At 62.1% G+C, this 15,905-nt stretch carries 12 protein-coding genes; all 12 read left to right on the top strand.

Translation table 11 applies throughout. The annotated features are described in order from the left end of the window. A partial coding sequence (locus K9L28_08565) for a hypothetical protein (GenBank protein MCF7936379.1) occupies nt 1-187 on the top strand: 187 nt, incomplete at its 5' end. Next, nucleotides 156-2,786, top strand: coding sequence for a CBS domain-containing protein (locus K9L28_08560; GenBank protein ID MCF7936378.1), 2,631 nt, complete (start codon nt 156-158; stop codon nt 2,784-2,786). The genes K9L28_08565 and K9L28_08560, both read left to right, overlap by 32 nt. A gap of 4 nt (nt 2,787-2,790) precedes the next feature. Then, nucleotides 2,791-3,411 (top strand): site-2 protease family protein, encoded by a 621-nt coding sequence (locus tag K9L28_08555; GenBank protein MCF7936377.1) that lies wholly within the window; start codon nt 2,791-2,793, stop codon nt 3,409-3,411. Nucleotides 3,412-3,415: 4 nt separating this feature from the next. Continuing rightward, entirely contained in the window at nt 3,416-4,210 is a 795-nt protein-coding gene (gene surE, locus K9L28_08550; protein ID MCF7936376.1) for a 5'/3'-nucleotidase SurE, read from the top strand. A gap of 258 nt (nt 4,211-4,468) precedes the next feature. Next, nucleotides 4,469-5,041 (top strand): SYNERG-CTERM sorting domain-containing protein, encoded by a 573-nt coding sequence (locus K9L28_08545; GenBank protein MCF7936375.1) that lies wholly within the window; start codon nt 4,469-4,471, stop codon nt 5,039-5,041. A 126-nt stretch (nt 5,042-5,167) separates the two neighbouring features. After that, nucleotides 5,168-7,375, top strand: coding sequence for a YjbH domain-containing protein (locus K9L28_08540; GenBank protein MCF7936374.1), 2,208 nt, complete (start codon nt 5,168-5,170; stop codon nt 7,373-7,375). After that, a complete protein-coding gene (locus tag K9L28_08535; GenBank protein MCF7936373.1) occupies nt 7,375-9,600 on the top strand; it encodes an SLBB domain-containing protein in 2,226 nt (741 codons plus the stop codon). The genes K9L28_08540 and K9L28_08535 overlap by 1 nt, the downstream gene beginning before the upstream one ends. 6 nt (nt 9,601-9,606) lie before the next feature. Beyond that, nucleotides 9,607-10,890, top strand: coding sequence for a hypothetical protein (locus tag K9L28_08530; GenBank protein ID MCF7936372.1), 1,284 nt, complete (start codon nt 9,607-9,609; stop codon nt 10,888-10,890). A 38-nt stretch (nt 10,891-10,928) separates the two neighbouring features. Beyond that, nucleotides 10,929-11,951 carry an SDR family NAD(P)-dependent oxidoreductase gene (locus K9L28_08525; GenBank protein ID MCF7936371.1) on the top strand — a complete coding sequence of 341 codons (1,023 nt, stop codon included), beginning with the start codon at nt 10,929-10,931 and terminating at the stop codon, nt 11,949-11,951. Nucleotides 11,952-11,988: 37 nt separating this feature from the next. Further along, a complete protein-coding gene (locus tag K9L28_08520) occupies nt 11,989-13,308 on the top strand; it encodes a sugar transferase (GenBank protein ID MCF7936370.1) in 1,320 nt (439 codons plus the stop codon). Between the two features lie 94 nt (nt 13,309-13,402). Further along, the gene (locus K9L28_08515; protein ID MCF7936369.1) at nt 13,403-14,278 is read left to right on the top strand and encodes a glycosyltransferase; all 876 of its coding nucleotides are present in this window, start codon (nt 13,403-13,405) and stop codon (nt 14,276-14,278) included. Further along, nucleotides 14,271-15,548, top strand: a complete 1,278-nt coding sequence (locus K9L28_08510; GenBank protein MCF7936368.1) for a hypothetical protein — start codon at nt 14,271-14,273, stop codon at nt 15,546-15,548. Before K9L28_08515 ends, K9L28_08510 begins: the two co-directional genes overlap by 8 nt. Nucleotides 15,549-15,905: the final 357 nt, after the last annotated feature.

Genomic DNA, 15,905 nt, shown 5'->3' with positions numbered 1-15,905 from the left:
GCCCGCCGGGCTCAGCTGCCTGCTCCCCGAGGTGGCCTTCCACCCCCTGGCCGAGGATCTCTCCCGGCGTCTGGGCCGGCAGGCCCCCCTGGTCGTCACCGAGCTGCGCCGCCTCTCCCGGGGGACGCAGCAGCGGATTCTGGAGGCGCTGGACCATGAAGGTCATCACATCTCACCTCGGGGCTGACTTCGACTCCCTGGCGGCCATGGTCGCCGCCTCCAAGCTCTACGACGGCGCCGTGATGTGCTTCTCCGGCTCCGCCAGCCGCAACGTGCGGGAGTTCCTCAAGCGCTACGCCTCCCGCTGGCAGGTGGTCACCCCCCGCAAGATCGACGACGACGCCGTCTCCCTGATCATCGCCGTGGACGTGCGCTCCCGCCGCCGGGCCGGCCCCTTCGGTGAGATCGCCCGGCGGGAGGGCGTGGCCGTCCACGTCTACGACCACCACCCCCCCGTTGAGGACCCCTTCGACGCCGAGTACGAGCTCATCGAGCCCGTGGGCGCCGTCACCACGCTGCTGGTGGAGCGCCTCCTGGAGCTGGGCATCCCCATCTCCCCCCAGGAGGCCGGCCTCTTCGCCATGGGGATCTACGAGGACACCGGTGCCCTCACCTTCGGCGGCACCTGCCGGCGCGACTACCAGGCCGCCGCCACCCTGCGGGAGCTCGGCGCCGACCTCAGCCTGATCCCCACCCACATCGAGCTCTCCCTGAGCGACGCCGAGCGGGCGCTGCTGGACCGGATGATCGAGAACGCCCGGGAGCACCTGGTCCGGGGCGTGCGGGTGCTCATCTCCGTGGTGAGAAGCGAGGAGTACGTGGAGGGGATCTCGCTCTTCGTCCACCGCCTGCGGGACTACTTCGACGCCGACGTGGCCTTGGCGGCTGTCTCCATGGACAAGCGCACCTACCTGGTGGCCCGCAGCCGGGAGGGGCTCCTGGACGTGGCCGCCCTGCTGGCTCCCTACGGCGGGGGCGGGCACCCCCAGGCCGCGGCGGCCTCCCTCTCGGGCGCCGACCCCCAGGAGGTGATGGACGACCTCCAGGGCAGGCTGCAGGGCGTCGTCCGCCCAGCCATGACCGTCAGCGACGTGATGACCAGCCCCGTGATGGCCCTGGACCTGGCCGAATCCATCGACGAGGCCTACCGCGTGATGATCCGCTACGGCCACGCCGCCCTCCCCCTGGTGGAGGATGGTGCCCTGGCGGGGATCATCACCCGCAAGGACCTGGACAAGGCCCAGCTCCACGGCCTGGGCGACGTGCAGGTGGAGGAGTTCATGACCCGCGGCGTCGTCCAGGTCCGCCCCGGCGCACCGGTGGAGGAGGCCCACCGGGAGATGGTGCTCCACAACATCGGCCGCCTGCCCGTCACCAGCGAACACGGCCTGGTGGGCATCGTCACCCGCACCGACATCCTCCGGGCCCTCTATCCCTCGTCGCTGCCCCCGCTGGAGCGGGACGGCGAGCGGGGCACCCCCTGGCAGGAGCAGGTCTCCGCCGCCATGCAGAGCCGTCTGCCCCGGTGGATGAACCGTCTCCTCGCCCGTCTCGGCGACCGCGCCGACCGCCTGGGCATGCAGGCCTACGCCGTGGGCGGCTTCGTGCGGGACATGCTCCTGGGGCGGGCCACGCTGGACATCGACATCGTCATCGAGGGCGACGCCATCCCCTTTCTGGAATCCTGGCGGGACGACGGCTACCGGGTGGCCGTCCACAAGCGCTACCGCACCGGCACCATCGTCTTCGAAGGGGAGCGCAAGGTCGACGTGGCCACCGCCAGGCGGGAGTTCTACGAGTACCCCGTGGCCAGCCCCAGCGTCCGCACCGACTCCCTCAAGCACGACCTCTACCGGCGGGACTACTCCGTCAACGCCATGGCCGTGCGCCTCAACCGCGGCGTGCGGGGCACCCTGATCGACTACTTCGGCGGCCGGCGGGACCTCAGAAACGGTGTCCTCCGGGTGCTGCACAACCTCAGCTTTGTGGAGGACCCCTCCCGGATCATCCGGGGCGTCCGCCTGGAGACCCGTCTGGGCCTTGCAATGGAAGACAACACCCTCCGGCTGCTGGAAAGCTGCGTCAAAGGCGGGCTGCCGGCGCTGCTCCCCGGCGCGCGTCTGCGCAACGAGCTGGAGCTCACCTTCCGGGAGCAGCCCGCCTGGACACCGGCCAAACGCATGGCCGATCTGGGCATCTGGGCGATCCTCTTTCCGGGGGTGCGGTGGACGCGGCGGGTGGCGCGGTGCTTCCGCCGGGTCAGCGGCCTGCTCCGCCTGGCCGGGCGGGATCTGCCCCCCATGGGGCGTTCCGTCTGGCTGGCCTCGCTGGCGTCATTGCTGGTTGACTCCCCGCCCGCGATTCAGCACAATGTACTGGACAGACTGCACCTCGCCGGGTGGGAGCGCCGTACCGCTGGCGCCGCCCTGGAGGGGCTGGGCACCGCCGAACAGCGGCTGGGCGGCCGGAGTGCGCCGGAGCATTCGGAGGTCTACCACTTCCTGCGCGGCCAGTCCCGGCCGGCGGCGCTCTTCTGGGCCGCCGCCACGGGGCGCTGGCGTGTCCGGCGGCGGATCCTGCTCTACCTCACGCAGCTGCACCGCACAAGGCCCATGCTCACCGGCGGCGACATCCTGGAGTTCGGTGTCCCCTCGGGCCCGGAGGTGGGCCGGCTGCTGGAGGGCCTGCTCAACGCCCGCCTCGACGGGGATGTGGTCACCAGAGAGGACGAAATCGACTGGGTCCTGGCCCACAGGGCCGGCGACCAAAGAAAGGATGAGACCTGACCCCATGGGATTCCCCAATATCTCGCAACTCCTGCTCAGCGTGCCCGCCGTGCTGTGGGCCATCACCTTCCACGAGTTCTGCCACGGATACGTGGCCTACCGGCTCGGCGACCCCACAGCCAAGATGCAGGGACGCCTCACCCTCAACCCCCTCGCCCACCTCGACCCCATCGGCGCGCTGATGCTCCTGATCTTCCGCTTCGGCTGGGCCAAGCCGGTGCCCGTCAATTCGCGGCACTTCAAGAACCCCAAGCGCGACATGCTCTTCGTCTCGCTGGCCGGCGTCACCGGCAACATCCTGACCGCCATCGCAGTGGGGCTGCTGATCCGGGTGGCGCCCGGCCTCGTGACGGCCAACACGGCGGTCTTCCAGTTTCTGCTCATCATGATCTTCATGAACCTCGGCCTGGCCTTCTTCAACCTTTTGCCCATCCCGCCGCTGGACGGCTCCAAGGTGCTCTACGCCGTGCTCCCCGCCAAAACGCTGCACATCTACTTCTGGCTGGAGCGCTACGGCATGTGGGTGCTGCTGGGGCTGGTCTTCTTCGGCGTCATCCAGGCCATCCTCGGCCCCCTGGTGCGCCTGGGAGCCCTGCTGATCCTCCCCGGCTGGATGGGGTGGTAGCCCCATGACGGAGCCGCGGCCTCTGCTGCTCACCAACGACGACGGCGTCACCGCCCCGGGGCTGGTCACCCTGGCCGCCGAGCTGGCCGACGCCTCCTATGCCGCCACCGTGGTGGCCCCGGACCGGGAGCGCAGCAGCATCGGCCATTCCATCACCCTCACCCATCCCATCCGGTTCTGGCAGGGCGGCGACGGGCTCTACGGGGGGCGGAGCGGTGTCTACGCCTGCGACGGCACCCCCTCGGACTGCGTGGTCATCGGTCTGGAGGAGGTGGCCCCGGAGAGCGCCATGGTGGTCTCCGGGATCAACCGGGGGCCCAACCTGGGCGACGACCTCACCTACTCCGGCACCGTCTCGGCCGCCATGGAGGGCGTGATCCTCGGCAGGCCCGCCATCGCCGTCTCCCTCTGCATCGGCCCCGGCGACAGCGAACACCGCTACGGCACCGCCGCCGCGGTGGTGCGCACCCTCCTGGCCTGGACGAAAGCGCACCCCCTGCCGCAGGGCGTGCTGCTCAACGTCAACGTGCCCAACCGCCCGCCGGAGGAGCTGCAGGGGATCCTGCCCACCCGCAAGGGCAGGCGCATCTACGTGGAGAAGCTCGAACGCCGCGAGGACCCCCGGGGCACCGCCTACTTCTGGCTCGCCGGACGGCCCGAGGACGAGCTGGTAGAGGGCACCGACGTCTGGGCGGTGGAGCAGGGGTACGTCTCCGTCACCCCGGTGCACATGGACCTCACCCACTATCCCACGCTGGATGCCTTCGGGAGGGATTTCCCGACCCTCGGCGGCCGCTGACCGTCCCGGCAAAAGAGAATGCGCCGTATCAACCGGACAGAGAAAAAGGCTTGCAGGATAGGCCGACTATGTGGTACCCTCTACGTAATATAGCTCATTCCGCGTTGCTGTATGCAAACTATGGAATGAAACAGTGGAGGTGATGTCGAGGAGAGGGGATCGATGAGGCGCACGGAGGCACTCGGCGTTGTACGAACCTGGACGTATCCGGAGAACAACCCCTCGACATGAGGGCAACACCATACGGAGGTGGTTACTGTGAAGAGGACACTCTTGTTTCTGGCAACAATGGTCATCGCACTGAGTTTCGCAGCGGTAGGGTTTGCAGCACAGGTTGGGCACGTGGACGACGATGCCTTTGATGATTATACCGAAGTGGCAGATTTGGACACGGTCAGCTCGGATACAACCGGCGGCACTGTTAGTTCTGTGGTGAACGTCCCCATGACTGATGCTCAGGACGAGTTTACGGCCGATGCCCTTGAGGGCACCGACGACGTCAACAACGTTGACCAGGTTATGGCCGCCATCGAGGTCGACATCACGCATACGCCGGGTCAGGATCTTGTCATCCAGCTTCCGGCAATCGAAGGTGCGAACTATGCATGGCTGAAGAACAAGAACACCAACAAGTTTGATCCCTTTGAGATCAATGCCGACAACAAGATCACCATCCCCGCTGATCAGGTGGGCAACTACTTCACCGCGAACAAGATCTTCATCACCAAGAGTTCGAAAGTTGATGAAGGCGGTGGCGGCGGCGGCTGTTCCCTCGGCTTTGCCCCCATGGCGCTGCTCCTCGGCCTGCCGCTCTTCTTCCTGCGCAAGTAGCGTGAGCGATGGTGTGTTCCGCATTGCGCCGGAACGCATCGCGACCGAATAGAACAGCAGACGGGGCCAGCGCAGCGCGGCTGGTCCCGTTGATTGACTAGAGGCGAAAACACGGTGGTCTGTAGCGTGACAAAGGACAACCAGTCCGGCGGGAGGGGCGAGCGGAACAACATGGCGACGGCGTATGGGCGGGACAACCGCAGCAGGTTTCTCTTCGGCTTTATAGTCTGTGTCTCCATTTTTCTTGTTGCGTCATCGGCGTATGCCCAGTCACCGGCCAACGCCGGCTACACCGGTCTGTGGGAGTACCCCACCGCCGAGATGCCCGGCGACGGCCGCGGCCGCTTCGGCGCCGTCAACTACGCGCCCTACAGCGCCGCCTACACCAATCTCAACTACCTCCCCTGGATGGAGCTCAACCTCCGTCTCACCCGCTTCGGCACGGGCCCCCTCATCTCCGACGCCTACGGCAAGTACAAGGACAAGGCCATGGACCTCAAGCTCCTCCTCTGGGAGCAGGAGGGACGGCTGCCCAGCATCGCCGTGGGCGCCACGGACATCATGGGCACCAAGATCACCAACGCCCAGTACGCCGTGGCCACCTACGGAGGCCGGCGCTGGTCGGCCAGCTTCGGCTACGGCACCGACCGCCTCAACGGCTTCTACGGCGGTCTGGCCTGGCGGCCCAGCGGCTGGCTGGAGCTCAAGGCCGAGTACAGCCCGCTGGACTACACCGGCGACGTGGCCGGCGGGAAGCAGATCATGCCCGAGAAACCCTCGTCGAAGGTCAACGTCGGCGCTGTGGCCAGCACCCCCTGGGGCCCCGACGTCTCGGTGAGCTACCAGCGGGGCGACGAGTTCTGCTTCGGCATGTCCTACAACTACGACCTCAACAAGCCCATCTTCGGCGGCAGGCGCATCAAGGGCCCCGACGGCGAGCCCCGTCTGCCCGCCTGGGACGAGCTGGGCGACCGCGGCGTTGCCGCGTCGCTTCTGGAGGCGCTCCGGGAGTACCGCCCCGCGGCCAACGTGACGGTCCGCGCCAATCCACGCAAACAGGTGCTGGTGGGCTACGACAACATCGGCGAATCCTCCCAGGCGATCTGCATGGCCCACGTCACCGCCATCGCCGCCCTGGTGCTCCCCTGGGACACCGAACGCCTCACCGTGGCCGTCCAGACCATGGGCGTTCCCTTCGTGCGGGTGGACATCCCCGGCTCCCAGCTGGCCGACCTTCGGCTGGGCCGTCTCGGCACCCAGGACCACCGCGCCGCCCGGGTGATGTACGTCCCCAAGGGCAGCCGCTACGGCGAGATCAAGGACGAAACCTGGCCGGTCACCCTCACCGATAACCCCGGCGCGCGTGAGCGCCGCACCCTCAAGGCCATGCTCACCCACGAACCGCGGGTGGACCGCGCCGTAGACCAGAAGATCTACATGAGCCGCACCTCCCTGGGCGCCAGCTACACCGAGCGTTCCTACGAAGGCTGGGAGGGCTACCTGGACGTGCGGATGCCCCTCTACAACGACATCGACCTCTGGTGGGAGCCCGAGACCAACAGCACCACCCGCATCTGGCAGGGCGTCCTCGGCGGCCTCCGGAACCTGGGGGCCTTCCAGAAGGGCAACCTCTGGGCACTGGCCGAGAGCGGCTGGCTCGACAGCATCTGGTTCGGCGCCAACGCCTGGGCCCGCTGCTACTTCCAGAACGGCCAGTGGTGGCTGGGGGCCCGGCTCAGTCTGGTCCACGAGCGCGACCCCTACGCCTTCGCCGCCCTTTCGGACCGCGACCCCGGCGCCTTCCACCCCGTAGACGGTGCCGACAGCGACTGGTGGGGCGCCTGGTGGCTCCAGGCGGGCTACTACATCCCCAGCTACGACGCGGACCTCCAGGTGGAGGCCGGCCGCTATCTCGACGGCGACATGGGCGGCACCCTGTCCTTCACCCGCTGGTGGGACAATCTGGGTATCGGCTTCTATATCGCCAAGACGGACCACCTCACCAGCGGCAAGAACTACAGCAACGCCGGCATGTACCTGCGGATCCCGGCGGAAAGCTGGGTCGGCGGCACCAGCCCCCACACCTGGCGGCAGCGCTTCACCCTCATGTCCACCTGGCGCTACGACGCCGCCCGCAAGCCCGGCGCCCACAACACCCCCGAGCGCCTCTGGGGCCAGCTCCAGCCGGTGCGTCTGCGGACCAGCCTCTACAGGGCGCTGAGCGCCATGTGCCAGGCGGAATCGGACTACCAGGGGACCGAGCCCCCCGAGACGGAGGGCCTCGTCAAGGTCCTCACCCGGGGCAGCACCAAGCCCTTCAACGGCGACAGATAATGAGTAGAATTGAGGAGGTAGAGCGGGTGCGACCATCCCGGAACACCATCACCTGGACCATCCTGATCTGTATCATCATATGCGGCTTTATCCTCATCACACCCCCGGCCACGGCGCAGGATACCGGCGGCGACGCAGGCGACGCCTCCGCCGCCCCGTCGGAGAGCGGCGCCGACACGGGGCCCGCTGCGGACACCGGCGACTATTCCTACGAACCAGGGGACACCGACGACACCACCTGGGAGACCGGCGGTCAGCCCGGCATGGAGGGCGACACCGCCCCGACCACCGAGGGCGAGACCGCCATGACCGACAGCGAGGCCCAGGAGCTCACCCGCACCGTGGCCCACCCGCGGGACTCCATCATCACCGGGCGCTTCCCCCGCGGCCTGGCGCCGCACCTCAAGCGCTACGGCTACGACTTCTTCCGCCGTTCGCCCCAGAAGCCCGAGCTCGTGCCCGTCCCGCCGCACTACGTGGTCAAACCCGGCGACAACGTGCGGGTCACCATGTGGGGCGTCCAGAACGGCAGCTGGAACCTCACGGTGGGCCGCAACGGCGACCTCAACCTCCCCCTGGCGGGCGCCATCGGCGCCGCGGGGATGACCTTTTCGCAGCTCCAGGAGGCCGTCCGCAAGGCCTACAGCCGCTACTACACCGATTTCGAGCTCAACGTCACCATGGGCCGCCTCCAGGGGATGACGGTCTACGTGGTGGGCGACGCCCGGCGCCCCGGCGCCTACCGGGTCTCCTCCATGGCCACCCTGGTGAACGCCCTCATCGCCTCCGGCGGTCCCGCCTACACCGGTTCGCTGCGGGACATCCAGGTCCGACGGGGCAAGCGGGTGATCACCCGCTTCGACGCCTACCGCTTCCTCCTGGAGGGCGAGAAGTCCAACGACATCCGCCTCCAGGAGGGCGACGTGGTCTTCATTCCGCCAGTCCAGACCCTCTGCGCCGTCACGGGCGACGTCAAACGCCCCGCCGTCTACGAGTTCACCGAGACCCCGAAACTGCTGGACCTGGTGGAGACCGCCGGCGGGTTCACCAGCCAGTACTACGCCGGGCGGTACCAGGTCTACCGCATCGAGGACCACCGCTATCGCTCCTTCCTGGAGTCGCACCTGCAGCGGATCGGCCCCGAGTCGGCCAACAACATCCCCCTGAACGACGGGGACCTGGTGCGGATCTTCTCGGTCCACGAACAGCGCGCCCAGGTGCGTCTCACCGGCGCCGTGGCCCGACCCGGCGAATACGCCATCGAGGAGGGGGCCACCCGCCTCGCCGAGGTGCTGGAGCGCGCCGGGGGCCTCACCTCCCAGGCGGCCTACGAGGGGGAGATCACCCGCACGGTGATCACCCAGCAGGGTCCGGACCGCAACATCATGATGGTGAACTACAGAAACGCCCTGCAGGGCGGCAGCGAGAACCTGCTCCTCAAGCCCGACGACGTCATCCAGGTGCGCACCGTCCCCGAGTGGGAGGAGCGCAAATACGTCCGCGTCACCGGCGAGGTGCGCTTCCCCGGCACCTACACATTGCGGGAAAACGAACGGATCTCGGATCTCCTCGAGCGCGTCGGCGGCTTCACGCAGGAGGCCTTCCTCGAAGGCGCCCAGTTCACCCGGAGCAGCGTCCGCACCCAGCAGAAAAAACAGCTCCGGAACCTGGCCGACCGGATGGAGCGCGAGCTCTATGTCTCGGCATCCACCGAGGGCGATGCAGGAGCCGCCGAAGTCCGCGAGGAGCGTCTCCGGCGCGAGCGGTTTGTGCAGAGTCTCCGGCAGATGCAGCCCGAGGGCCGCGTGGTGGTCCATCTGGAGGAGAACCCCAGGATGCTCAAGGGCTCCAACTACGACCTCCTCCTGGAAGGCGGCGACCGGCTCCACGTTCCGCAGGAGCCCAACACCGTCACCGTCATGGGCGCCGTCTTCAGCCCCACGGCCTTCGTCTACCGCCCCGAACGGACCTTCCGGCACTATGTGGACGCCGCCGGCGGCTATCTTTCCACCGCCGACCGGGCCCGCACCTACGTGGTCCACCCCGACGGCTCCGCCCAGCGGGCCTACAAGGGGCGCCGCCCGATCATCGCACAGGAAGGCGACACCATCATCGTGCCCGACAAGCTGGATCCGCTCAAAAACATCCGCCACACCAAAGACGTGGTGGACATCATCTACAAGATCGCCGTCAGCCTCTCGGCTGTCTCCAACGTGCTCGACTAGAAAGGCGTGACACCCGTGACCGACCGCACCAACGACCACCAGCAGGACCACGAACTGAAAGAGCGGCAGGAGCAGTACCCCATCGACCGGCAGTACGTGGAGCAGGACGAAGACGAGATCGACCTCCTGGACCTCCTCCTCGTCTTCGCCCGCAACAAGAAGCTGATCTTCTGGGTCACCTTCGGCTTCGCCGCGCTCACCGCCGTCTACAGCCTCATCGTCACGCCTGTCTACACCGCCAACACACGCCTCATCTCGCCCAGCGACGGCGGCAGCCGGACCGCCGCCATGCTGGCCCAGATGAACGTGCCGGACTTCGCCATGAACATGGGCGGCGGCACGGGCGGCATGATCCTCGCCATCGCCAAAAGCCGTTCGGTGTTAAACAATATGGTTGACAAATTTGAACTTGTCCAATACTATGAATCCGAAAGCAAAGCAGCCGCAAGAAGGGTTTTGTCCGAAAAGGTATCCACGACACAGGACGAGGAAACCGGCGTCATCACCATCTCCGTCAACGACAATGACCCGGAGCTGGCTGCGGAGATGGCCAACGCCTTCGTCGCCGAGATCCGCGACGTCGCCAAGCGCCTGTCGCTCACCGAGTCCAGCCAGCAGCGGCTCTTTCTGGAACAGCAGCTCAAGCAGGTACAGCTGGATCTCCTCAAGTCCGAGGAGCGCCTCAAGGAGTACCAGCAGCGCACCGGCATCGTCGAACCCGGCGAACAGGCCACGAAGCTGATGGAGCAGATCGCCGAGCTCCGCGCCCAGATCGCCGCCAAGGAGGTCCAGCTCGAAGGAGCCCCCACCTTCGCCACCGCTCGCAATCCGCAGGTGAAAAGGCTCCAGGCCGAGCTGGAAGGCCTCCGCGAACAGCTCCGCCAGCTGGAGACCCAGGCCGCCGAGGAGGAGGGTGTCTACACCTCGGAGACGGAGCTGTCGCTCCAGAAGCTCCCCGAGCGCCGGCTGGAGTACCTCCGCATCCTGCGGGACAACAGGTTCAACGAGACGCTCTACCAGATGCTCGTCAAGCAGTACGAAGGCGCCCGGATGGCCGAAGCCCGCGACCCCTCGATCATCCAGGTCCTGGACGAGGCCGTACCGCCGGAGCAGCGCAGCAAACCGAAACGCAAACTCATGGTGGTCCTTGCAACGGTGCTGGGCTTCTTCCTGGCCACCTTCATGGCCTTCATCCGCGAGTTCACCAGAAACGCATCCAGGGACCCCGAACGCGCCCAGAAGATGCAGCAGCTCCGAGACGCCCTGCGGCTGCGCAAAAAACGGGTATAGAGAGTAAGGAGGTGGGAGAGAGCGTGGAACGCCAATCGGTGTCTATCCCGGAAGCTTTGCAAAAACACCAATATACGTGGCTTGTCACCGGCGCTGCCGGCTTTATCGGGTCCCACCTTGTCGAGCAGCTTCTCAAAGCGGGGCAGCGTGTCCATGGACTCGACAATCTCACTTCCGGAAAGCAGGAGAACCTCCAGCAGGCAATCGCCGAAGCGGGCTCGCAACATACCGGCCTGTTCACCTTTCAGGAGGGCGACATCAGGGATGCCCAGGCCTGCCGCGAAGCCGTGGAAGGTGTGGATTACATCCTCCACCACGCCGCCGTCGTCTCCGTCCCAGCCTCGCTGGAATCACCCCGGGAGACCTGCGGGGTGAATGTCCAGGGTTTCGCCAATCTCCTGGAGGCCGCACGTAACGCAGACGTCCGGCGAGTGCTCTATGCCTCCTCGAGTGCCGTGTATGGGGATACGCCCTACCAGCCGAAGAGCGAATCCCATGCCACGGCGCCGCTGACCCCCTACGGTCTGAGCAAGCGCGTGAACGAGGAGTACGCTCAGCTCTACAGCCGCATAGGATGGGTGGACACCGTGGGATTACGGTATTTCAATGTCTTCGGTCCACGGCAGGACCCGAACGGCCCCTACGCAGCGGTCATCCCCAGGTGGCAGGCCCGGATACGGCAGGGCAAACCGCCTGTCATTTACGGTGACGGAGAACAGACGCGGGACTTTATCCATGTCGCCGAGGTCGCCCGGATCAATATCCAGCTCGCCCTCCACAGGCATATCGAGGGTGGCGAGGTGATCAACGTCGGCACGGGAAGACAGATCTCCCTCAACGAACTGGCCGGCATGCTGAACACCATGGCCGGGGAGCAGCACCAGCAGCAGTACCAGGCCATCCAGTACGAAGCGGAACGTCCCGGAGATATCCGGCATTCCCGGGCTGATGTCAGCAGGCTTACAGGTTTCCTGGGCAGAGCACCGGCAGGCATCGAGGCCTTCATCCAGCAGCGGAAAGAGCAGCTTCAATGCGCACTCCAAGGCCGAATAGCGACCTGATGAACACACCTGTACGACAAGGGAAAGCGACGTGACAATGACCAAAAGCACGCGATTCCTCCGGACAATCAAACGGACCCTTTTTCTCGTCGATTGCCTGGTCTATCTGCTGGCGGTGGTCTGGATAACCGGTCACATTTTGCACACTGTGCCCCTTGCCTTGCAGTACGGCCTCTTTTGGATCACCCTGCTTCTAGGGCTTTACGCCTTCCGTGCCTTCGACCTCAGCCGGGATTGCGCAATGTCGGAGCTGTTGGTCCGGGTCCTCACCGGCAGCCTTTTCGGCGAGATAGCGGGAGGATTGTTCCTGCTGCTCGTTACGGCCAGCGTTCGGGTGAACAGGGGCGATCTGCTCCTAGTTGGATTTGTAGTGATGCTCTTCGTCGCAGTCACCCACGGCACAGCGTTGCTCCTCGTCCGAACCCGCAAGCCTCCGATTGAGCAGACGCTGGTGATTGGAACCAACGAGAAGCTGGAACCACTGTTCTTTGAGATGTCCCAAAAACATCCAGGTCTTCTGGAAACAAAGACGGTAATCGAAGACACCGCGGAAGCGGTCAACAGTGCACTGGAAACGAACCCTGGGTACGACCTCATAATAATCGCAACGCCGGAAATAGACCGTAATCTCTCGTTTCTGCTCCATAACTTGCAGGGCAGGGGGTACCAAGTCGTTTTTTTGCCACAACTGGTTGAAGAGCTACTGAAACGGATCCCCCTGCCATTGCTGGATGTTTTTTCGTCCTATTACATACCAAAGCTGCAATGTGCCCGTCCCACACAGGCGCAACGAACCTTCGATCTTGTAGTCTCGACAATCGTATTGGTACTGCTTTCTCCGGTATTGCTCTTGGGAGCACTTGCTGTGCTGCTGGAAGCCGGAAGGCCCGTCTTCTTCAAGCAGGAACGTATCGGGTACCAGGGGAAGCCGGTGGAGCTCCACAAGCTCCGCACAATGAATGGCTCCAACAGAGGCAAGAAAGCACGCTTTGCGGACGACGAACAGCACCGGATCACAAAGTCCGGAGCCATTCTGAGGAAATTCAGGTTCGACGAGATCCCCCAGCTCTGGGACGCCATATGCGGCCGCATGAGCCTCGTCGGCCCCCGGCCCGAACAAATCGATTTTGTGGACGAATACAACCAAGCGATTCCCTATTACTGGCTTCGCCATAATCTGAAGGTTGGCATCACCGGTTGGGCCCAGATCCATTACCCTTATTCAGCGACAGTTGAAGACACAAAGAAAAAGCTGGAGTATGATCTGTACTATATCAAGAGCAGATCGGTCTTGCTCGATCTTCAGATCATTCTAAAGACCATGGAAGTAATGTTGCGAAGTAGAGGGGCAAAGTAAAATCTACGAACCCAAAAAATTAAGAATCACACTGAAGAATTAAAGGAGCCCTATTCTTCGAATTACACATAACACGCAAGGTAAGAGAGGAAAGATGATGGAGAGCTCTTCTTTTGGCGTTTCAGTACTAATATCTGTATATGCTATGGAATCCTCCTCCAACCTTAAGAAATGTCTTCGGAGCATTGCGGAGCAAACGTTCGTGCCGGAAGAAATCATTCTGGTGGAAGATGGCCCTCTCACCGAAGAACTTTACAATGAAATGGATTCGTGGCAAGAAACACTTGGAGAGAGGCTTGCGCGGGTGCCTCTGAAAGAGAACCAGGGTCTTGCAGCGGCTCTCAACGAGGGACTTATACATTGCCGGTGTCATTGGGTTGCTCGCATGGACACGGATGATGTAATGCTCCCCGAACGTTTGGAAAGACAGATTGGTTTTCTTAAGCAAAATCCCCATATCGATGTGGTAGGCTCCTGGATTGCTGAGTTTGATGAAACTCTTGCAGTTTTACTAGGGGTGCGTCATGTCCCTGGGGAGCATCAGGATATATATAATTTGGCTAAAACGCGAAACCCCATGAATCATATGAGTGTGATTTTTCGTAAAACTGCGGTTCTCCAAGCGGGTGGGTATAGTTTGGCTATGCGAAAAAACCAAGATTATGTTCTGTGGGTGACTATGCTTTCAATGGGCTTTATTTTTGCTAATATACCAGAAATTTTGGTGAAAGTTCGTGCCGGTATTGAATTGATGGGTAGGCGGAGAGGGTTAGGTTACTTCCGCTATGAGCGGTATGTTTTTGCCTACATGAAGAAGATTGGCTTTATCAACACCTTCGAGTTCCTCAAAGCCGTAACACTTCGTTTCACAGTTCGGATGATGCCAAAAAGGATTGTACAATGTATTTACGGTTTGTTGCGCCAACCTGGTAAATCCTCTTCTAGGAAAAAGGTATGTCACCATGGGTAGATATGGAAAGATCGAAAAGAGTATGGCTCGTTTTCTGGAGAAACACCCTTCCGCAAAAAAGAAAATCAAAACACTCTACCAAAGAATGAACTATCTTTTTTTTGTAGATAAGCAGTTCCGCTACTCTATCCATCCTTCCTGTACACTCATGAACGTCTATGAGTGGGCGGAAGTACCGGAAGAAGAGGGATCCCTTTTCTTCGGCTATTACGATAAATCTCCCTGGTCTTTAGATATGACCCGGGCAGTTTTTCAACGGGTCAATGACTCCGGGGATGTAGATATACTGCTCTTCGATTCTCTGAACCATTCGGTGAGGTTAATCGGAAAATCTCGAACTTGGAATAACCAACAGGGGAGCATGCTTCAGTGGGTCAGGGGAAGAAACGACGAATATGTCATTTTCAACGATCTTGAAGATCCCCAACTCGTTTCCAGGATGGTGCATGCAAAGAGTGGTGATTCCAGCATTATACGCTGGCCCATACAAACCCTCCATCCCAACGGAAACGAGGCGTTGACTCTCAACTACCGAAGGCTTGCCCTCCTGAGACCCGAATACGGATATAGCCAAGAGTGCGAGAACTTTTCCCCTCATATGCCTTTGGATCAGGATGGCATTTGGCATGTAAATCTCTCTACAGGTAAGGCTGAGCTTGTACTCTCGCTGGAGATGTTGATCAATCAATATCCACGGCCAGAGATGAAAGGAGCCCAGCATAAGGTAAACCATATCATGTACTCCCCGGAAGGCACTTGTTTCGTTTTCATTCACCGATGGTTGGCAGAATCCGGAAAATATTCACGTCTCTATGTAGGCGACACAAAAACCTTCAAAATCAAGCTCCTCATGGATTGCCGTATGATCTCTCACTACTCCTGGAAAGACGAACAGACCTTGATAGTCTATGGAAGAACGAAGGAGCAGGGGGATCACTACTACCTTCTGGATATCAATACTGCTGAAGCTACACCCCTTGCTCCCGGAGTGCTTGACCGCTACGGCGATGGACATCCCTCTTATTCTCCTGACGGCAAACTTATTCTCACCGACACTTATCCTGATCGGGAGCGGAAAAGCCATTTGTTAGTCTATCATCCGGAACAAAAGAAGCTTACCCAGATAGCCACATTCTTTGCACCCCTTGAATTTTCAAGGGAAAACAGGTGTGATTTGCATCCCCGTTGGGGGAGTGGAGATATGCTTTGTGTGGATGCCGCCTTTGATTACTTACGCAAGAGCTATATAATAATTTTGGCACGTCGCTAAAGTCGGTGGGTAGCTCCGCTTAGTATAGTGAACCCCGGAGATTTGACCACAAGCTAAGTTAAACTTGGAGTCTAGGAGTCTGTCGCTCTTGATGTTTCCAAATGAAGAATTTCGGCAGGATACTAGTACGCCTGCCGCTTCGAGCGCACTTTTTTTCTCATTTCCCTCCAAGGAAGAGGAATAGAGGGGGAATACCCCTTCTATTCCTCTTCCTGAGCCACAGCTGTCCCAAATGAATTGCATCACAATGTGGCCTCTTGAGAAGTCGGACAAAATTGATGGAACCATCCGATCTGCATCTTGAAAAATAGAAAAGCCCCCGAAACTGAGGTAGAATGGTTTCGCCCAAGAAACACA

The sequence above is a fragment of the Synergistales bacterium genome (assembly GCA_021736445.1).
Classification (GTDB): Bacteria; Synergistota; Synergistia; order Synergistales; family Aminiphilaceae; genus JAIPGA01.
The sequence above is the reverse complement of the archived record's forward strand: the minus strand, read 5'-3'. Positions and strand labels throughout refer to the sequence as shown.